Annotated in this window: 16 protein-coding genes and 2 tRNA genes; 8 read left to right on the top strand and 10 right to left on the bottom strand. The window is 56.5% G+C overall.

All coding sequences use genetic code 11. The features are described 5' to 3' along the window. The first annotated feature begins 54 nt into the window (after positions 1 to 54). From IM314_RS17235 to IM314_RS17210, 6 genes are all read left to right on the top strand, one after another. Complete coding sequence (locus IM314_RS17235) at positions 55 to 1,797, top strand: IucA/IucC family siderophore biosynthesis protein (protein ID WP_193358756.1); 1,743 nt, start codon at positions 55 to 57, stop codon at positions 1,795 to 1,797. Further along, positions 1,797 to 2,744 carry a GNAT family N-acetyltransferase gene (locus tag IM314_RS17230; RefSeq protein WP_193358757.1) on the top strand — a complete coding sequence of 316 codons (948 nt, stop codon included), beginning with the start codon at positions 1,797 to 1,799 and terminating at the stop codon, positions 2,742 to 2,744. The genes IM314_RS17235 and IM314_RS17230 overlap by 1 nt, the downstream gene beginning before the upstream one ends. Then, complete coding sequence (gene iucC, locus IM314_RS17225; RefSeq protein WP_370529580.1) at positions 2,741 to 4,483, top strand: aerobactin synthase IucC; 1,743 nt, start codon at positions 2,741 to 2,743, stop codon at positions 4,481 to 4,483. Before IM314_RS17230 ends, iucC begins: the two co-directional genes overlap by 4 nt. Further along, positions 4,480 to 5,805, top strand: a complete 1,326-nt coding sequence (locus tag IM314_RS17220) for a lysine N(6)-hydroxylase/L-ornithine N(5)-oxygenase family protein (RefSeq protein ID WP_166711639.1) — start codon at positions 4,480 to 4,482, stop codon at positions 5,803 to 5,805. The genes iucC and IM314_RS17220 overlap by 4 nt, the downstream gene beginning before the upstream one ends. 26 nt (positions 5,806 to 5,831) lie before the next feature. Beyond that, complete coding sequence (locus IM314_RS17215) at positions 5,832 to 8,021, top strand: TonB-dependent siderophore receptor (RefSeq protein WP_193358758.1); 2,190 nt, start codon at positions 5,832 to 5,834, stop codon at positions 8,019 to 8,021. A 164-nt stretch (positions 8,022 to 8,185) separates the two neighbouring features. Continuing rightward, a tRNA-Asn gene (locus tag IM314_RS17210) sits at positions 8,186 to 8,261 on the top strand. Positions 8,262 to 8,315: 54 nt separating this feature from the next. On the opposite strand, the gene IM314_RS17205 is transcribed toward IM314_RS17210, so the two are convergent. From IM314_RS17205 to IM314_RS17190, 4 genes are all read right to left on the bottom strand, one after another. Continuing rightward, complete coding sequence (locus tag IM314_RS17205) at positions 8,316 to 8,648, bottom strand: type II toxin-antitoxin system PemK/MazF family toxin (RefSeq protein ID WP_045629798.1); 333 nt, start codon at positions 8,646 to 8,648, stop codon at positions 8,316 to 8,318. Continuing rightward, positions 8,649 to 8,906 carry an antitoxin gene (locus IM314_RS17200; protein ID WP_041909206.1) on the bottom strand — a complete coding sequence of 86 codons (258 nt, stop codon included), beginning with the start codon at positions 8,904 to 8,906 and terminating at the stop codon, positions 8,649 to 8,651. Positions 8,907 to 9,182: 276 nt separating this feature from the next. Then, positions 9,183 to 10,142: a zinc-binding alcohol dehydrogenase family protein gene (locus IM314_RS17195; RefSeq protein WP_193357093.1), complete on the bottom strand. Its 960-nt coding sequence runs from the start codon at positions 10,140 to 10,142 to the stop codon at positions 9,183 to 9,185. A gap of 48 nt (positions 10,143 to 10,190) precedes the next feature. Beyond that, on the bottom strand, positions 10,191 to 10,580 hold the full coding sequence (locus IM314_RS17190) for a RidA family protein (protein WP_045629800.1): 390 nt from the start codon (positions 10,578 to 10,580) through the stop codon (positions 10,191 to 10,193). Positions 10,581 to 10,721: 141 nt separating this feature from the next. Here IM314_RS17190 and IM314_RS17185 point away from each other — a divergent pair, with 141 nt between their 5' ends. Beyond that, positions 10,722 to 11,642 (top strand): LysR family transcriptional regulator, encoded by a 921-nt coding sequence (locus IM314_RS17185; protein WP_193358759.1) that lies wholly within the window; start codon positions 10,722 to 10,724, stop codon positions 11,640 to 11,642. A gap of 159 nt (positions 11,643 to 11,801) precedes the next feature. Here IM314_RS17185 and IM314_RS17180 read toward each other — a convergent pair whose 3' ends face one another. The 3 genes from IM314_RS17180 to nac all read right to left on the bottom strand — a co-directional run bounded on the left by IM314_RS17180 (position 11,802) and on the right by nac (position 15,214). Next, on the bottom strand, positions 11,802 to 13,088 hold the full coding sequence (locus IM314_RS17180) for a hypothetical protein (protein ID WP_193358760.1): 1,287 nt from the start codon (positions 13,086 to 13,088) through the stop codon (positions 11,802 to 11,804). Positions 13,089 to 13,249: 161 nt separating this feature from the next. Further along, positions 13,250 to 14,200: an HTH-type transcriptional regulator Cbl gene (cbl, locus tag IM314_RS17175; RefSeq protein WP_045260381.1), complete on the bottom strand. Its 951-nt coding sequence runs from the start codon at positions 14,198 to 14,200 to the stop codon at positions 13,250 to 13,252. 96 nt (positions 14,201 to 14,296) lie between these two features. Beyond that, entirely contained in the window at positions 14,297 to 15,214 is a 918-nt protein-coding gene (gene nac, locus IM314_RS17170; RefSeq protein WP_028013742.1) for a nitrogen assimilation transcriptional regulator NAC, read from the bottom strand. Between the two features lie 320 nt (positions 15,215 to 15,534). Here nac and IM314_RS17165 point away from each other — a divergent pair. After that, positions 15,535 to 15,610: transfer RNA gene (locus tag IM314_RS17165), tRNA-Asn, on the top strand. A gap of 134 nt (positions 15,611 to 15,744) precedes the next feature. On the opposite strand, the gene ldtA is transcribed toward IM314_RS17165, so the two are convergent. The 3 genes from ldtA to IM314_RS17150 all read right to left on the bottom strand — a co-directional run bounded on the left by ldtA (position 15,745) and on the right by IM314_RS17150 (position 19,875). Continuing rightward, complete coding sequence (gene ldtA / locus IM314_RS17160) at positions 15,745 to 16,641, bottom strand: L,D-transpeptidase (protein ID WP_193358761.1); 897 nt, start codon at positions 16,639 to 16,641, stop codon at positions 15,745 to 15,747. 61 nt (positions 16,642 to 16,702) lie between these two features. Further along, the gene (locus IM314_RS17155) at positions 16,703 to 19,396 is read right to left on the bottom strand and encodes a cation-transporting P-type ATPase (protein ID WP_193358762.1); all 2,694 of its coding nucleotides are present in this window, start codon (positions 19,394 to 19,396) and stop codon (positions 16,703 to 16,705) included. 47 nt (positions 19,397 to 19,443) lie between these two features. Further along, positions 19,444 to 19,875 carry a universal stress protein gene (locus IM314_RS17150; RefSeq protein ID WP_028013745.1) on the bottom strand — a complete coding sequence of 144 codons (432 nt, stop codon included), beginning with the start codon at positions 19,873 to 19,875 and terminating at the stop codon, positions 19,444 to 19,446. Positions 19,876 to 20,267: the final 392 nt, after the last annotated feature.

Genomic DNA, 20,267 nt, shown 5'->3' with positions numbered 1-20,267 from the left:
ACAGAATGAATATCATAACGAGAATTATTATCAGTCATGGAATGAGGTACATCTATGCGTGCTCTGCCCCGCTCTGCCGGTACAGACGTTGCAGCCCAGTGTTTTTTAAACGCCCTGTTACGCGAAACGAAGGACTGGCGCTATCTCCCCGCAGCTGCAGCGGATGAGTTAGCGCACATTCATATTCCACTCTCTTCCTCCCAGGCCCTTCGGGTTCCGGTACGCTATTTCTCCCCAACCCAGCACCATCAGTACCGTTTCCCGGCAACGCTTATTCAGAGCGATAGCGACAGTGGTGACGCCGTCACTTTCACTCAACTGATTGATTTAATTCTTGAAAAACCCTCAGTAAAAGGCTCACTGGATGCCGATACGCTGACGCGTTTTAAACAGCGCGCGCTGGAAAGCCATACCCATACCTGGCAGGCGATTGATTTGCGTCACGGCTGGGCAACGCTACGCGACAAGCCGCTGACGTTTGCCGAAGCGGAACAGGCGCTGCTGGTGGGCCACGCGTTTCACCCTGCGCCAAAATCCCACGAGCCGTTCAACGAAACCGAGGCGCGCCGGTATCTGCCGGATTTCGGCTCCCGCTTCCCGCTGCGCTGGTTTGCCGTAGAGAGCACGCTCGTTGCCGGCGACAGCCTGAACGTATCTCTGCGCGAGCGTCTGCTGCGCTTCGCCGCCCAGAGCGCGCCCGTTCTGCTCGGCCACTTCACCGACACCCGCTGGCTGCTGCCGATGCATCCGTGGCAGGCCGACTATCTGCTGGAGCAGGACTGGTGTCAGCGTCTGGCGGCAAACGGTTCATTACAGGACCTTGGTGAAGCGGGCGCACAGTGGCTGCCCACCAGCTCCTCACGCTCGTTGTACAGCGAAACCAACAGCGACATGATCAAATTCTCCCTCAGCGTGCGCCTGACCAACTCCGTGCGCACGCTGTCGGTCAAAGAGGTTAAGCGCGGTATGCGCCTGGCGCGGCTGGCGAAAACAGAACGCTGGCAAGATTTACAGGCCCGCTACCCGACCATGCGCGTGATGCAGGAAGACGGCTGGGCGGGACTGCGTGATGAAAGCGGCGTCGTTCAGGAAGAGAGCCTGATGGCCCTGCGCGTTAACCTGCTGTTCGATACGCCAGACACCCAGACCAACGTGCTGGTCAGCCTGACCCAGGCCGCGCCTGACGGCGGTGACAGCCTGCTGGCCGCAGCGGTGCGCCGTCTTAGCCAGCGTCTGGATTTACCGCTCGCCCAGGCCGCCCGCTGCTGGCTGGACGCCTACTGCGACCGCGTGTTGCTTCCGCTGTTCAGCGCCGAGGCGGACTACGGTCTGGTGCTGCTGGCACACCAGCAAAATATCCTCGTTGAGATGCAGCAGGATTTCCCCGTCGGGCTGATCTACCGCGACTGCCAGGGCAGCGCCTGGACCGAAGGGGCCGACGCGTGGCTGAAAGAGGCGGGCGAAACCGACGTGGAAAACCGCTTCGGTGAAAGCCAGCTGCTGCGCTACTTCCCTTATTACCTGCTGCTGAACTCCACCCTTGCGGTCACCGCCGCTCTCGCCGCCGCCGGTTTCGACAGCGAAGAGCACCTGATGTCCCGCGTGCGTGACGCGCTGGCCGGGCTGCGCACGACGGCGAAGCAGACCCGCTGCCTCGACTACGTGCTCGACAGCCCGACCTGGAACTGCAAAGGCAACTTCTTCTGCTACCTGCACGATCGCAATGAGAACACCATCGTCGATCCGGCGGTGATCTATTTCGACTTTAGCAACCCGTTTTACAAGGAGAAGGCGTGATGGCCATCGCGAATATCGTCCATTCCGGCTACGGCTTTCGCTGCACCGCAACGGAACAAAACCTGCCGCTGACGCTGGGTCTTGACGGCAGCGCGGTGCTGGAGCGTCTTACCGGGATCCCGGACGGCTGGCTGGTGGAAGCCCTCGATCAGCTGTTTGTTGCCGCGCCGGCCCTGACCGGCATTACCCTGCCGTGGGCGGACTGGCAGGATGAACCCCAGGCGCAGGCGCTGTTTAGCCAGGCCCACGGGGATTATCTGGCGCGAGAAACCTTCTGGCAGCTGCCGCTGTGGCTGCAAGGCGAACGTCCGCAGGCAAGCGGCGGGATGCAGTTTGATGAGAGCCGCCAGCTGTACTTCCCGCTGCGTCCTCGTCGCCCGCAGGGCGAGGTGTATCGCCGTTACGATCCGCAAATCAAGCGCACTTTGAGCTTCCGCGTGGCCGACGTGGCGCTGGACCGCGAGCGTTTTACCCGCTGGATGAATAACCCGCGCGTGAACGCCTTCTGGGAGATGGCGGGCCCGCAGGCCGAGCAGGAAAACTACCTGCGACGCCAGCTTGACTCGACCTACTGCTACCCGGTTATCGGCTGCTTCGACGACCAGCCGTTTGGCTATTTTGAACTCTACTGGGCGGCAGAAGACCGCATTGGCCGTCACTACCGCTGGCAGCCGTTTGACCGCGGGCTGCACATGCTGGTGGGCGAAGAAAACTGGCGCGGCGCGCAGTATATCCGCAGCTGGCTGCGCGGCCTGAGCCACTATCTGTATCTCGATGAACCGCGCACCGCGCGCATCGTGGCCGAGCCGCGCTTCGACAACCAGCGCCTGTTCCGCCATCTGGCCTCCGCCGGTTTCGACACGGTGAAAGAGTTCGACTTCCCGCACAAGCGCTCGCGCCTCATCATGAGCCAGCGTCACCGCTTCTTCAGTGAGGTGGGCCTGTGAACGCGCTCTGGCAGAAAGTGAACCGCGAGATGGTGGCAAAGATCCTCGCGGAGCTGGAATACGAACGCACCCTGCGCGCTGAGCCGGTTTCATCGGACGGCTGGCGCATCGCCATGGGCAACGAGTGCTGGCAGTTTCGCGCCGCGCGCGGGATCTGGGGCTGGCTGCATATCGACCCGGACAGCCTGACCGCCGCCAGCGGCGCCGCCGTGGAAGCGGAAAGCGCGCTGCTGCAGCTGGCGACGGTGCTGGAGATGAGCGACGCGCAAACGGCGGAGCACATGGAAGATCTCTACGCCACGCTGCGCGGCGACATGCAGCTGCTGCAGGCGCGTGAAGCCCTGGACGCGGACGCGCTGATCCACCTCGACCCGGACGAATTACAGTGTCTGATGAGCGGCCACCCGAAGTTTATTTTCAACAAAGGCCGCCGCGGCTGGGGTCTGGACGCGCTGCGCCAGTACGCGCCGGAATACCGCGGGCGCTTCCGCCTGCACTGGGTCGCCGTCCAGCGTGAACATCTGGTCTGGAGCAGCGACGCCGATTGCGACATTCACGCTCTGCTGGCCAGCACCATGGACGATGCCGAGCGCGCCCGGTTTGACGCTCGCTGGCAAGCGCTGGGTCTCGACGACGGCTGGCTGCCCGTGCCGCTGCACCCGTGGCAGTGGCAGCAAAAAATTGCCATTCATTTCCTTGCTCAACTGGCGCGCGGTGAAATGGTTGAGCTGGGCGAGTTTGGCGATGAGTACCTGGCCCAGCAGTCCCTGCGCACGCTCACCAACGCCAGCCGTCGCGCGCCGTATGACATCAAGCTGCCGCTGACCATCTACAACACCTCCTGCTATCGCGGCATTCCGGGCAAGTACATTGCCGCCGGTCCTCTGGCCTCGCGCTGGCTGCAGCAGCAGTTCGCCGCTGACGCCACGCTGATCCGCTCTGGCGCGCAGGTGCTGGGCGAACCCGCCGCCGGGTATCTGTCGCATCCGGGCTACGCGGCGCTGCCGAAAGCGCCCTACCGCTACCAGGAGATGCTGGGCGTGATCTGGCGCGAGAACCCATCCTGCTATTTACAGGATGGCGAACAGGCGGTGCTGATGGCGGCGCTAATGGAAACCGACAACGCCGGACGTCCGCTGATCGACGCGTGGATCACGCGCTCGGGGTTAAGCGCCGACGCGTGGCTGGAAAAGCTGTTTGAGGCAACGGTGATCCCGTTCTACCACCTGCTCTGCCGCTACGGCGTGGCGCTGATTGCCCACGGCCAGAACGTGACGCTGGTGATGAAGCACTACGTCCCGCAGCGCATCCTGCTGAAGGATTTCCAGGGCGATATGCGCCTGGTGGACGAGGATTTCCCGCAGGCGCAGAGCCTGCCGGAGCAGGTAAAAGCGGTGACGGCGCGCCTGAGCGCGGATTACATCATTCACGACCTGCAGACCGGCAACTTTGTGACGGTGCTGCGCTTTATTTCGCGCCTCACGCTGCAAAGCGGCGTGAGCGAAAACCGCTTCTATCAGATCCTCGTCGGGGTGCTGCACCGCTATATGGCCGCGCACCCGGAGCTTGCGGAGCGCTTTGCGAAATTCGATCTGTTTAAGCCGCAGATTATTCGCGTGATCCTCAACCCGGTCAAACTGACCTTCTCCGAACACGACGGCGGCAGCCGCATGCTGCCGAACTACGTTACCGATCTTGATAACCCTCTTTTTCTGGCCTCCCGGGAGTCCGCGCAATGAAAACCTATGATTTCATCGGCATTGGTATTGGCCCGTTTAACCTCAGCGTCGCCGCCCTCGCAGAAGGTCTGGACGGCTTTAGCTCGCTGTTCCTTGAGCGTAAACCGCACTTCTCATGGCACCCGGGCATGATGGTGCCGGACTGCCACATGCAGACCAGCTTCCTGAAGGATCTGGTCAGCGCCGTGGAGCCGACCAACCGCCACAGCTTTCTGAACTACCTGGTGCAGCGCAAAAAGTTCTACCGCTTCCTGACCACCGAGCAGCGCACGGTTTCCCGCGAAGAGTTTGCGGACTACCTGTGTTGGGCGGCGGATAACCTCACCAACCTCGCCTTCAGCCAGCAGGTTCAGCAGGTGAGCTTTGATGAGCAACGCGGCCTGTTTGAGGTCGTGACCCAGCGCGACCGCTTCCTCGCGCGCCACGTCTGTGTGGGGATTGGCAAACAGATCAACCTGCCTGACTGCGTCACGGTGCAGGACGATACCTGCTTCCACGCCAGCGAGATGATGCTGCGCACGCCGGATCTCGCCGGCAAGCGCGTTACCGTCGTCGGCGGCGGCCAGAGCGGCGCCGACCTGTTCCTGAATATTTTCCGCGGCGAATGGGGCCAGCCGCTGAGCCTGAACTGGGTCTCGCGCCGCAACAACTACAACGCGCTGGATGAAGCCGCCTTTGCTAACGAGTATTTCACGCCGGAGTATGTGGACAGCTTCTCCACGCTCGGTGAAGAGGCGCGTCGTCAGATGCTGCACGAGCAGAAGATGACCTCCGACGGCATCACCACCGAGTCCCTGCTGGCGATTTACCGCGCCATGTATCACCGCTTCGAAGTGCTGCGTGAAAAACCCTGGGCGCACCTGATGCCGTCCCGCTCGGTGACGGCCCTGACGCGTCAGGAAACCGGACATCGCCTGAGCATTCAGCATCACCTCGACGGCGGCCACGAGCAGCTGGAGAGCGACGTGGTGATTTTCGCCACCGGCTACCGCGCCGTGCAGCCCGCGTTCCTCGCGCCGCTGTCTCACCGCCTGCATCTGGATGCGGACGAAGCGTTCTGCATTAACAACGATTTCACCCTCGAATGGGACGGTCCGCAGAGCAACCGCCTTTTCGCCGTGAACGCCGGGATGCACCGTCTCGGCATTGCCGAACCCCAGCTCAGCCTGATGGCCTGGCGCGCGGCGCGAATTCTGAATCGCGCACATGCCGACGAGCCGTTTGAACTGGCCACCACCCCTGGCGTTATCCACTGGCGGAGCACCACCAGCCCGGAGAGCAGCCAGGTTTTTAAATCGTTAGCAAAAACCACTGAGTACTGACACACACAATCAGGATCAACATAACAATGAAACGTTCTCATCTTTGGGTTTTAAATCCTTGCTTGCTTGCAATGCTTTCTACCTCTGCGTGGGCGGAAGAACAAAAGGAAGAAAATATCGTGGTCTCTGCCAGCCGCGCGCACCGCAGCGTGGCCGAGATGGCGCAGACCACCTGGGTCATTGAACGCTCTGAGATCGAGCAGCAGGTTCAGGGCGGGAAAGAGATTAAAGAAGTGCTGGCGCAGCTGATCCCGGGTATGGATGTCAGCAGCCAGGGGCGTACCAACTACGGCATGAACCTGCGCGGCCGCTCCATGATGGTGATGCTAGACGGCGTACGCCTGAACTCGTCCCGCAGCGACAGCCGCCAGCTCGACTCCATCGACCCGTTCAACATTGACCGCATCGAAGTCATCTCCGGCGCCACGTCACTCTACGGCGGCGGCAGCACCGGCGGCCTGGTGAATATCGTCACCAAAAAGGGCCAGCCGGAGACCGAAGTTGAGTTCCAGACCGGAGCAAAAAGCGGGTTTAACAGCCACAATGACCACGATGAGAACGTGTCGGCTGCGGTCAGCGGCGGCAACGACAACGCCTCCGGCCGTCTGTCGGTGTCGTATCAGCGCTACGGCGGCTGGTATGACGGCAACGGCGACGAGGTGATCATCGACAACACCCAGACCGGCCTACAGTATTCCGACCGTATTGATGTGATGGGAACAGGCACTCTCAACATCGACGATCACCAGCAGTTGCAGCTCACTACCCAGTACTACAAGAGCGAATCCGACGGCAAGCATGGGCTGTATCTCGGGAAGAACTTCTCGGCGGTAACGGGGGATGCAACCGCATACAACAAAGGTAATCTCGACTCTGACCGCGTGCCGGGCACCGAGCGCCATCTGATTAACCTGCAGTACTCCAATACTGATTTCTGGGGCCAGGATCTGGTCGCGCAGATTTACTACCGTGACGAGAGCCTGACCTACTACCCGTTCCCGACCCTGACCAAAGGCGTGGTGAGCAGCATCGGCGCGTCGCAGCAGAAAACCGATTTTTACGGCGGCAAGCTGACGCTGAACAGCAAGCCGGTGGACGATTTGACGCTGACCTGGGGTGTCGATGCCGACCACGAAACGTTCGATGCCAACCAGCAGTTCTTTGACCTGAGCAAAGCGGCGGCGAGCGGCGGCATGGAGCTGGACAACGCCTACAACGTGGGCCGTTATCCGGGCTACAGCATCACCAACCTTGCTCCGTTCCTGCAGGCGAGCTATGACATTGACGCCATCACCCTGAGCGGCGGCGTGCGCTACCAGTACACCGAAAACAAGGTGGATGATTTTGTTGGCTACGCTCAGCAGCAGGCCATCGCTACCGGGAAAGCCACCTCCGCCGACGCGGTGCCGGGCGGGAAAACCGATTACAACAACTTCCTGTTTAACGCCGGGATCCTCGGTCGTCTGACCGAACAGCAGCAGCTGTGGTTTAACTTCTCCCAGGGCTTTGAAATTCCTGACCTGGCGAAGTACTACGGCTCCGGCACCTACCAACTCAGCAACGGCCACTATCGCCTGCTGAACAGCGTGAACGTCAACGACTCAACGCTGGACGGCATCAAGGTCAACGCCTACGAGCTGGGCTGGCGCTTCACCGGTGACAACCTGCGCACGCAGGTCGCGGCGTATTACTCGCTCTCGGATAAAACCATCACCATCAACAAGACGGATATGACCATCAACCTGGAAGACGACAAGCGTCGTATCTACGGGATTGAAGGCCAGATGGACTATTTCTTCACCGACAGCGACTGGAGCACCGGCGCGAACTTTAACGCCATCAAGTCTGAAACCCGTGAAAACGGGAAGTGGGAGAAGCTGACGGTCGACAGCGCCAGCCCGTCGAAAGCCAGCGCATGGGTGAACTGGGCGCCGGGCGACTGGACCCTGCGCGTGCAGAGCACGCAGACCTTTGACGTGTCTGACGCTGACGGCAAGAAGATCGATGGCTATAACACGGTCGACTTCCTGGGCAGCTACGCCCTGCCGGTGGGGAAAGTCAGCTTCAGCGTGGAAAACCTGCTGGACAAAGACTACACCACCGCCTGGGGCCAGCGCGCGCCGGGACTGTATAGCCCAACCTACGGTGCACCGGGCCTGTACACCTACAAAGGCCGCGGACGTACGTTTGGTCTGAACTACTCCGTGCTGTTCTGATCCTTCGCGCCGCCTGCGGGCGGCGCATTTCGTTGAGTAATTTCAACGCGAATTTGCTATAAAATCAGCGATTTGCTGAAATAGTCGGCAAACGAACAAAAAGCGCGTTTTCACCCTTTGACAAGGCGTACCGAGGTCGATAATATGCGCCTCGTTCACACGATTCCTCTGTAGTTCAGTCGGTAGAACGGCGGACTGTTAATCCGTATGTCACTGGTTCGAGTCCAGTCAGAGGAGCCAAATTTGAAAAGCCTGCTTTTAAAGCAGGCTTTTTGCTTTTCTGCGTCTCTGATGCTAACTCAGAATTGCATCCAGCCTGGCAAGCACTTCATTTATAACAGCATCAGGTATGCGTTCCAGCCGCATGCCGTTTCGGGCAGCCATATCAATAGTTCTGGGCTGGTCGCAGCGAATAACACCCATCGTTTTTGTCCCCGCCCCTTCCAGTGAAACGGTGAAACCTGCCGTGCGAGCAAAGTTACCGCCGCTGGTGACGGGAACCACTACCGGTAGCCGGGTCAGCTTGTTAAACGATGCCTTCGACACGACGAGAACCGGACGTTTTCCGCTTTGCTCATGGCCAGCAATCGGATCCAGTGAAACAAGCCAGATTTCCCCTCTGTCCATTTACAGGATCTCCTTGCCCACCGCAGGCGCATCAATCCATTCCCGATCCTCTTCACTCATTTCAGCGTGCGGATCGCACTGCGCCAGCAGCTCCTCAAGCGAATAATGAGGCCGTTTTTGGGGTTCAATGATCAGGCAGCCATTGTTGATGGTCATGCCGACTTCGCTGTCCGTCGACAGCTCCAGCGTTTTCAACACGGCGGGAGGAACCGCCAACATGATGGATCCGCCGACCTTTTTCAGGCGAGTTTTATACATAGCGCACCTCCTAATATTATATTTTAATATAACATTTATGCCAGGAGATGCGCAGTTATTCATCAGATTCATGGTGATTTCCTTTTCGTAATTAAGTGGGCAGAGAGCCGTTATCCATCGAAGGGCAGCGCTGGTGGGAACGAATTGCGTCACTTAGAAGGCTGATAATAAAAAACTGTTTTTACGGTTAAAAGAATTATGGCGGATCGGATAAACGAAATGCGAGGCGGCTTCCGCATCGGGAGCATTGTGGGGGCCAGGCTAAGGTCCACCCCCTCATGGCTTCATAACGATGCGGCCAAGCGGTTTCGCTGTCTCAGCGTATTCATGGGCCGCGGCGGCGTCAGCCAGGGGGAAGATGCGGTCAATGACAACCCTGATGCGCCCTGCCGCTACAGCCTGCAACATCTCGTCCACGCTTGCCCGAACCTCGGGCCTTTCAAAAAGGGGGCCCATGAATACCCCCATAAGCGTCTGGTTAGACTGCATTGCCGGCCATAAGTCGGCTGTCAGGCTGCCACCGCCCGCATTACCGACGAAAACGAGACGCCCTTCCGGCGCGAGTGCAGAAAGCGACGCAGGCAACGTCGTCCCTACCGGATCGATGACGAGGTTAACACCGGTGCCACGAGTGACCTGTCGGACACTCTCCACGACGTTATTCTCTACACGATCCACAACATGATCGGCCCCCAGTTCCAGCAAACGGTTTTTTCGCTGCGTTCCGCTTGCCACGGCGATGACCGTCGCGCCAGCTTGTGAGGCAAGCTGAACGGCCGCGAGCCCCACGCCACCCGCTGCAGCCTGAATCAGAACGGTTTCTCCGTGCCGGAGCATGCCTCGTGTGAAGAGGCAGTGATATGCTGTTCCAAAGGAGATCGGTACCACCGCCGCTTCTGCTGCATCCACTCCGTCTGGTATAAGCAAGGTTCGTTCCGCAGGCACAGCCCAACGTTCCGCATGCGATCCCTGCATGCTAAAAGCAGTCACTCTGTCTCCAACCTTGCGGCTACGAACTTTCGACCCGACGGCAACCACCGTCCCCGCGGCCGCGTAGCCAACGATCCATGAAGGAAAAGGCGGCGGAGTTGAACGTCGGTTGATCAGATCTCCCCCTTCAATCGAGATAGCCTCGACAGAAATCAGCACATCGTCAGGCCCTGCGACCGGATCCGGAACATCGACATACTGCAGGACGCCGGGAGCGCCTTCCACGTCATAAACCGCTGCCTTCATAAATTTTCCTCTGACTTGCCTTTTGACCGTCGGAAAGATCCGTAACGCTCAGGGTAGCCTGGCAATCACTTTTATCTCAAACTGGAATCCGTACAGCCACGTCACGCCGATCCCGGTCAAGGTTGGGTAAGGTGCTTCCCCCCAGTATTCCGGCAGGACACTCCAGATAGCGTCGAGGTTTGACTCGGGATCGACAACAAAAAGGGTAACGTCAACCACGTCATCGAACGTGCAGCCCGCAGCCGTGAGAACAGCATTAAGGTTATCAAACGCCAGACGGATCTGCGCTTTTATATCCTCTTCAGGCGAACCATCTTCCCGGCTACCCACCTGCCCCGAAACAAACAAGAAGCCATCAGATTTGATGGCGGGTGAATAGCGATTGCGCTCATAGAGCGCCTGGCGCCCGAAGGGAAAAACGGCTTCGCGTGTTGTCATATTTGTACCTTTGTAATGGGGCGAACTCTGCCCGGTGAACGTAAAGAGACTTTACAGCTGCTGAAGCAGGGGGATAAACAGGCGACTTTGTCCATCATTGTTTGTAATATCCAAACAATCGGTGAAAAGAGAGGACATGGGATGGATCGTTTTGATGCGATGCGCGCCTTTGCTCGCGTGGTGGAGGCAGGCAGCTTCACAAAGGCTGCCCAAACGCTCCATATGAGCAAAACCACGGTGACGCAGCTTATTCAGCAGCTGGAAGCGCGCCTGCGCGTCAAGCTGCTCCATCGCACCACCCGCAGGCTCGGCGTCACTCCCGATGGCGCGGTCTACTACGAGCGCGTTATCCGCCTGCTGGCGGACATGGAAGATGCAGAAAACAGCCTGTCCAGTGCGGCGATGACGCCCAGGGGACGCCTAAGGGTGGATGTGCCCACTCCTCTCGCCCGCCTTGTGCTGGTGCCCGCGCTACCGGCTTTTCACGCGCGCTACCCTGATATCCAGTTTGACATGGGCGTAAGTGACCGGGTGGTGGATCTGATCGGTGACAACGTGGATTGCGTCCTGCGGGGTGGCGAAATCAATGGCCAGTCACTGATCGCGCGCCATGTTGGCGATTTGCAAATCGGTGTTTACGTCGCACCGAGTTATGTGGAACGCCTCGGTGCCCCCGCGCATCCGCGAGAGCTGGAAAACACGGACCATCGCATCGTGGGATTCTTGTCCTCACGCACCGGTAAGATTGATCCTCTGGTGCTGCACGGTGAGAGTGAACGTATTGAAATTACGGGCAACTATGTGCTTGCTGTGGATGATGGCAATGCTTACCTCGAAGCTGGGCTAGCGGGATTGGGCGTGATTGCGCTGCCGGTCTATATGGCGGCAGCACATCAGGCTCGCGGTGCCTTGATTCCGCTATTTGAACGCTGGCGTATCGCTCCAATGCCCCTGTACCTGGCATTCCCGCCTAACCGCCATGTCAACGCTAAACTGCGCGTTTTTATTGACTGGATTGTTGAGTTGATGCAGCAGCATGTCCCTACTTCTACCATTAAGTGACTACATCTATTCGCTCATCACCGCCGATTGGTGGTCATTCAGGCGGTTTTGACAGAAAGGGAAATATTTATTTGTTTGTTACTGGCAAAGTCGAACCCATCAGAGGAGCCATTTTTGAAAAGCCTGCTTTTGAAGCCGGCTTTTTGCATCTGTGACTCACTAATAGTTACCAAGCGGATTCTTTTCACAGGCAATACCGCAAATGCCCTCAAGTTCGGCTTCGAGTGTTTTAACCAACGATTGAAGATAATCTGGCCCTTCCTGATACTTGCGACGTTGTAACTGGTATTCTTCGGTAGAAAGCAAAGTTAATCGTTCTTTGACTCGCTCACCGCATGACGCTATCTCTTCAATAAAATCAATATCATAAAATGGAAGAATTTCTTTAGTTTTGTTATTAAAAACGATGACTTTGACGCTATGAGCATCCAGAACTTCAATGAATTTTTTATCACAGGTTAAGATTGCGGGAAAAAAGAATGCCGCGTTTTTATCAATATTTAAGGTAATAACAAATTCGAGAAAGCGCTGATGGCGAAGATCCCAGGCCATACCTCTAACGTACTCCCATAATCCCGCCGTATTACGGTTCACTTTGTGAAAAAAGGCTTCCTTAGAACCATTTTCAAAAAAACGCTTAGCGAGCAAAATCTCTCTAATGCCAAAGAAATGGGCTTCATTGTGAGTAAATTCTAGCAGTTCGAGTAATTTTTCCTGCACCTGCTTAGCACTTGTTTTTGGGTTCCGCAGGTGAATCGCGCACATTTTTAACACATATACATATAAGCGATTATAGTCACGAGCCAGCTCTTCCATTAGCGACTTATTTATAAACTCATAATTTTTACGTGCCATATATTGCTGCGTTTTAGCTATAATTTCATGTTCAGACACATTAATTTTTAACTGCCTATGCTGCTGCCAAGCCGCAACATCCAGGTTGCGTAACATCTCATAAGCTCGAATGCGTTCGAAGATTTTTTCCTGTTTATTGAGATCGCTAAAATTACAAAGATTTTCGAGTTCATACAGCAAAGGATCAACATTGACTTCCTCTCTGGCGATGAAGTCAAAAATTTCTTCAAAATCATCGGGAAGTCGCGATCTTTGCCCTTCAAAGAAAGGCTTAAGATAACTTAATACCTGCGTATCGAGCGAGATAGAATAGTCGATGGGAAATGTAACGCGGTTACCAGAGATAAACATTTCTCTGAATATGTCTGGTGTAAGAATAAACACATGCGGCGTTTTGAATAAGCTACGCACGGCAGAACCACTGCTGAAGTTCCTGTTAACCGATAAGCCCGGAGTCGCACCTTTCTCCGCTGCAAAAATGAAGGTATAATCGTCAAGATAGTGGTAATAGAGTGCATATTGTTGAACAGCTGCCTCAAGATTTCCTGATTGGCAGATATCATAAATAAAATCATGAATAACATTTGCCATTGTGCCCTCCCGGCATCGACCTAGCCTCCATTTTTAACACGCCTAAGCTTTTGCTATCAATATTCAGTATTTATTCCTGCATGCATACTTCATAAAATTTATGCCGCGATACTTACGCACCGGGCATAAACGATAACAGACTGCTTGTCTAAGTTGGATTATTAAATCTGATAATCAATCGCCACTTCTTCTGGCTCCATCACCTGCCGTTTAATCTCATCCACCGACAGCCCGGCATTGCACAGCTCGATAAAGCGCCACACATAGTTACGCTGCAGCTGACCGCGCTTCAGGCCCAGCCATACGGTGTTGGCGTCAAACAGATGTCGCGTATCCAGGCGCACCAGGTTCCCGTCCTCGCGTTCGCCGCTGGACTGTTCCGCCACCAGGCCAATGCCCAGCCCCAGCTCGACGTAGGTTTTAATTACGTCAGAGTCCTGCGCGCTCAGCACGATGTCCGGCGTTAATCCTTTACGGTTGAAGGCCTCGTCTATGCGCGAGCGTCCGGTTATGCCCTGGCGATACGTAATCAGCGGCCATTTCGCGATTGCTTCCAGCGTCAGTGGTGAAACCTGATTCAACGGATGATCGAGCGGGAGCAACAGGCTGTGGTACCAGCGGAACCAGGGGAAGGCCACCAGCAGCGGGTCGTTGCTCAACCGCTCGCTGGCAATGCCGATATCTGCCCCACCGTTTTGCAGCAGCCCTTCAATTTCCTGCGGAGTGCCCTGGATAAGCTCCAGACGGACGTCAGGGAAAAGTTCGCGGAAGGCTTTGATTACCGGCGGCAGGCTGTAGCGCGCCTGGGTGTGGGTGGTGGCGATGGTGAGCACGCCGGAGGCATCGTTGGTGAAGAGATCCGCCAGGCGACGCACGTTGCTGGCTTCGTTGAGGATCCGCTCCGCGATGGTGAGCAATGCTTTACCCGGCTCCGTCATGCCGAGCAGCCGCTTGCCGCGACGAATAAAGATCTCTATGCCCAGCTCCTCTTCCAGCTCGCGGATATGGCGGCTGACGCCGGACTGAGAGGTATAAAGCATATTGGCGACCTCGGTCAGGTTGTAGTCCCGCCTGGCCGCCTCACGGATAATTTTAAGTTGCTGGAAATTCACGATTCACTCCGGCGCATCTGACATAGCTCTATTGTTAGAGTCAGCCGAGCTGCAGAACAAATAATAAAAACCAGCATCTTATGCTTTTATGGAATATCAGCTCACGAGCTGGAGCTCACGGTTCTCAAGCGACGGCTTGCTGACCAGCGACATTAAAATCTCTTTTACCGCCTGCGCCTGCGGCGAAAGCGAGCCGCGAGCGGACATGTTCAGCGACAGCGGCAGGCTCATCGAAGGCGTGGTGATCCGCGCCATCCAGCCGTTTGCCGCACCGCACAGCGAGCGCGCGGCGGATTCCGGCAGTACGGTGACGCCCATTCCGCTGGCAATGGCTGCGGTCAGCGTGGAGATTGAGTCGATTTCGCCGATGATTTTGGCCGTCAGGCGGCGCAGGGAGAACGCTTCGTCCACACGCACGCGCACGGCGCTGTAGTCGCGCGGCAGATAGAGGTTCATCTCTGCCACGGCGGTAAGATCGACGCTCTGGCCCGGACAGTCGCGGGTGCCCACGAGGTAGAGATCTTCCTTGAGCAGCGGCTGGCTGGTGATCCCGGCAACCGGGGAGCGATCGTAAAGGACCGCCATGTCCAGCTGGCCGTTGAGCAGCTTGTCATTCAGTACAGAACCACTGTTTTCATGCAGATAGACCAGCACTTCCGGCAGCTCGGCGCGCACGGCCTGCAGAAGCGGCATGGTGATAGAGGACGCCGCCGTTCCCGGCGCCAGCCCGATAGAAACGTGCCCGCTCAGGGTCTGGCCCACGTTGTTCACCGCCAGCTGCGCCTGTTCACACTGACGCAGGATAGTGCGGGCATGGGTATACAGGATCTTGCCTGCTTCCGTTGGCGTGACGCCGCGTTTGGTGCGGATCAGTAACTGCTGATCCATCTCGCCTTCCAGAGTAGCCACCTGCTGGCTCAGCGCAGGCTGCGCGATGTGCAGCACTTCTGCCGCTTGAGTCAGGCTGCCGATATCGACGATTTTTACGAAGTATTTCAGTCGTCTTAAGTTCATTTTGCCCCCTGTTCGAAATGCATTGCCGGAACCGGCTGTCGTTGTTGAACAGGTTTTGCAATATGAATGCCACTTTTATCGTGCGGTCTGAATTGTTCGCTAACCGCCTGAAAATAAGGAAACCTAATCATGGAGGGGTGATTTATTACTGAAACAGCAGTTTACGATCTGCCCCATTAGAGGTATATCCGCACCATTACGGTGCATTCCGCTGTCAAAAACATCATTTTGCCGATTTTGTCAGCAAACGATCAAAAGGCATTGATCCACCCTTTGACAAGGCGAACGCAGGTCGATAATATGCGCCCCGTTCACACGATTCCTCTGTAGTTCAGTCGGTAGAACGGCGGACTGTTAATCCGTATGTCACTGGTTCGAGTCCAGTCAGAGGAGCCAAATTTGAAAAGCCTGCTTTTAAAGCAGGCTTTTTGCTTTTCTGCGTCGGGTAAAATTGTCGGGTGGCGGCTTCGCCTTACCCGACCTACGGGACTGTAGGCCCGGTAAGCGCAGCGCCACCGGGCGAAAGGGCTTCACATGCCGATTTTAACCGGCATCCCCGACCGCCGTTCCAGTTCAGCGCCCGCCCCCTCGTTTATCAACTGTGTCTGCTGTGCGGCGGAGATGGGCAGAGGCACTTTCCGGCTCGATTCAAATTCCGCCCGGTTACGCGACAGCGGTTCGTGAACCTCCACCCAGCGGCTGCCGTCCGGCTCCGTGGTCACCTTAACGGGCCGATCGATAAGCTGCACGCGGGTGCCCACGGGGACGTTATCAAAAAGATATTTAATGTCGTTGTTACGCAGACGAATACAGCCCTGGCTCACCCGCAGCCCAATGCCGAAATTGGAGTTTGTGCCGTGTATGGCATATAGCCTGCCGATATATATCGCATACAGCCCCATCGGGTTATCCGGCCCGGCGGGCACGAAGGCGGGCAGCGTTTTCCCCTCGGCCGCATAGGCACGACGCGTGTTCGGCGTAGGTGACCAGGTGGGGCCCTCCTGCTTGCGCTCAACCGCCGTGACCCAGTTACGCGGGGTTTCGCGACCGGCCTGACCAATGCCGATGGGCAATACTTCGACGGTATTGCTGCCCGGTGGATAATAGTAAAGACGCATTTCCGCCACGTTAACGACAATCCCCTCGCGCACGGTGTCGGGTAAAATCAGCTGCTGAGGAATGACCAGCCGGGTGCCGGATTTGGGCAAAAAAGGATCCACGCCCGGGTTCGCTTCCAGCATATTGCTGAGCCCCAGCCCGTGCTGTGCAGCAAAGGCCTCAAGCGGTAATGTATTGCGCTCGGGAACGGTGATGGTAATCGGGGTTCCCACCAGCCGACTGCCTTCCGGCGGTAAGGTATAGGTTACGGCAAACGCGCCGGGTACAGCGACACACAGCGTAAGGACGAACCAGGTAAATCGCATCATAATTTCCTGTGCTCACAAAAGAGAAAGCCTGGACTCAGGCAGGCTTTCTCAGTTTACGCTATTACGCTTCGATTTTACGCCATCTGCGCGTCAGCACTTTTTCCGCCTCGACAATAAGGAACATCACAAAACCAATCAGGAAGGTAATGACCCAGTAGCGGAACGGCAGCGCTTCGGTGCCAAACAGCATCTGCATGAACGGGGCGTAAATGATAAGAAGCTGTAGCGCCAGCAGTACGCCGCTCACGATCCAAATCCCTTTATTCGCCAGCAGACCTTTGCTCAGCGAGAAGCCGTCATTAACGCGACAGTTGAGCATGTAGAACCACTGCGCGGTCACCAGGGTTTGCAGCAGCACGGTGCGAATGAATTCCGCCGAGTAGCCGCGTGGCTGTAGCCAGGCTTCCAGCACGAAGGCGCTAATGGCAATCATCAGACCGACAAACACCACGCGCCAGATGGCGTAGCCGTCCATCACATGCAGATTCGCCTTGCGCGGTGGCCGGTTCATGATGTCCTTCTCACCCGCTTCAAACGCCAGGCCAAACGACAGGGTTGCCGACGTCGCCATGTTCATCCACAGGATCAGGACCGGCGTCAGCGGAATCAGGTTCCCCGCCAGCAGCGCGATGATGATCAGCAGGGCCTGCGCGATGTTGCTCGGGATAACGAACAGAATCGTTTTTTTCAGGTTATCGTAAACCCGCCGTCCCTCGTGGACCGCACTGGCAATGGTGGCAAAATTGTCATCCGTTAACACCATGTCGGCGGCTTCCTTGGTGACCTCAGTCCCCTTAATCCCCATGGCGATACCCACATCCGCCCGCTTGAGCGCCGGGGCATCGTTTACGCCATCCCCGGTCATGCCCACCACTTCCTGTTTACTTTGCAGGGCCTGCACGAGGCGGAATTTATCCTCCGGGCTGGTTCGGGCGAAAATATCGTACTGCTGCGCGGCGTCGCTCAGCTGACGGTCATCCATCGCCTCCAGCTCACGTCCGGTGATTGCGCTTGCGGCGTTACCAATCCCCAGCATTTGCCCAATGCTCATGGCCGTTTGCGGGTGGTCGCCGGTGATCATTTTCACGCGAATCCCGGCCTGCAGACAGTCGGCAATCGCGGTAATGGCCTCCGGACGCGGCGGATCCATCATTCCTGCAATACCCAGCAGGATCACGCCATCATGGAGGTCCGGGTGATCCAGCTCGCGCAGTCCCTCGCGGGCAGGTTTCCAGGCCGCCGCCACCATGCGCAGCCCTTCCCGGGCATACTCTTCAATCTTCCCTTCCCAGTAAGGTTGATTGAACGGCTGCAGTCCGTCATTCGTCTGCTGGTGCTGGCAGAGGCGGAACAGGACGTCCGGCGCGCCGGTGATTAAAATCGCCTCTTCTTCACCCAGTCGGTAGAGCGTGGACATGTATTTATACTGCGAATCAAACGGGATTTTACTGCGCATTTCCGTCTCAAGCGGTGCGAGCGGGATTTTCGCCGCCAGCACCTTCAGGGCGCCCTCGGTTGGCCCTCCGGTGATTTTCCACAGCCCCTTCTCGTCTTTGATCAGCTGGCTGTCATTGCAGAGGTCAATGGTGCGCAGGTAGCGTTCCAGCAGGGAACCCTGGGTCACGCTGACGGGCGTCGGGTCATCTACGGGGTGAATATTCCCCACCGGTTCGTAGCTGTCGCCCTCCACGCGATAGGTCGTGTCAGCGGTAATCACCGCTTTGACCGTCATTTCATTCATCGTCAGGGTGCCGGTTTTATCCGAGCAGATGACCGTCATTGCGCCCAGGGTTTCCACCGTGGGCAACTTGCGAATAATGGCCTTGCGACGCGCCATGGCCTGTACGCCAAGAGAAAGGATGATGGAAATGATGGCCGGCAGGCCTTCCGGCACGGCGGCAACGGCGAGGCTGATAAGCGACAGCACCAGTTCAGAAACCGGCATATCCCGGAACAGGAGGCTAAAGACGAACAGCGCTACCATCATCACCAGGATAGTGATGAAGATGGTCTTACCGAGCTTGTCCATCTGCACCATCAGCGGCGTGCGGTGCTTTTCAATGTCGGACATCATCTGATTGATGTGGCCAAGCTCGGTCTCGCCCCCGGTTGCCACCACCACGCCTTTACCGCCGCCGGAGCTGACGGTGGTGCCTGAGTAGAGCAGATTATAGCGATCGCCTAAAGGCAGTTCCCCGCTTAACGCATCGCTGTTTTTCTCAACAACGGTGGATTCGCCGGTCAGGATGGCCTCCTCCACGCGAAGGTTATGCGCCTCAATCACGCGCAGGTCCGCAGGGATACGATCCCCGGCGCGGATCACCACGATATCGCCCGGGACCAGCGACGTGGTGGGGATCGTTTCATGATTCCCCTGTCGTACCACCACGGCTTCGCTGGCGAGCATATTGCGAATACTCTGCAACGATTTCTCAGCATTGCTCTCCTGGATATGGCCGATCAGCGCGTTAATGATGGCAACCCCAAGGATCACAAACATGTCTACCCAGTGGCCCATAAAGAGCTTAAGCAACGCGGCCACCAGCAGAACGTAAATCAGTACATCGTTAAAATGCGCCAGGAAGCGCAGCCAGGCGGGTTTGCCCTTTTTTTGCGGTAACGCATTCTCACCATGCTGCTGAAGTCGGGCTGATGCCTCAGTGCCACTAAGTCCTTCCAGAGTGGAATGGATATTCGACAGGGTTTCATCAACGGTTTGTTGATAATACGGACGTTCAGGTTTTCCTGTTTTCATTGTTACTTCCTCAGGTTCTATTCAGAAATCACCTTGCTTTCATGAAATTAACGAATAACGAAAACAGGAACATGGGCGTAACGGACAATACTTGCCGCCTCCGATCCTAACAAATGGGTTTGAATATTTGGATTGCGGGAGCCGACGATAATCGCGCCAGCAGCAAGTTCATCCGCCAGCTTAATAACCTCATCACGAACATTTCCGCTACGAACATGGAGGTGAACGCGCTCTTCTGGCAAATTCAATTTTTTGACCAGGTCAGACAGTTTTTCTTTTGAATTATTAATCATATATTCATCCATCTTTCGCGCATCTGAAATAAAACCGCGCGTCAGCTCGGCTGAAAATTTTGGCATGACGTGCAGCAAATGAATGTCACCCAATGCGCTTTGCGCCAGAAACTGTGCATGCTGCAACGCTTTATCCGCCAGGCTTGTCTCGTAGACATCCACCGGAACGAGAATGTTTTTATACATATCGAGCATCCTTTTTATAACCAACATGAGAGTGAATGAAGCAAAAAAAACGCATTAAATGCAGGGGGTTGCCCTTAATGCCAGTTACGGTAAAAGAGATGAATAATATTAAACGTAGCACAGGAATTTCAGGTTTAGCGCGTCCCCGCTGCTAATGGTTATTTAACATTTATCTTTTCGCCGACTATGCTCATAGTGAGTTACCGCTTCCGGCTCATGGAGGAATGTATGTATGGCATAAGCCTGATCCGACTGGGTATGTTTATTGCGCTTGCCATTATCGCCAGCACGGCGATTGGTTTATTTACCTATATGGTCGTCACTGTTCTGGCAGAATAGTGTCACCCCTGTCCAGGTTATGGAATAAATAAAACAGTTATTTATTAGGGGAA

It is taken from the genome of Enterobacter cloacae complex sp. P42RS (assembly GCF_014930595.1).
GTDB classification, from domain to species: domain Bacteria; phylum Pseudomonadota; class Gammaproteobacteria; order Enterobacterales; family Enterobacteriaceae; genus Enterobacter; species Enterobacter bugandensis.
The sequence above is the reverse complement of the archived record's forward strand: the minus strand, read 5'-3'. Positions and strand labels throughout refer to the sequence as shown.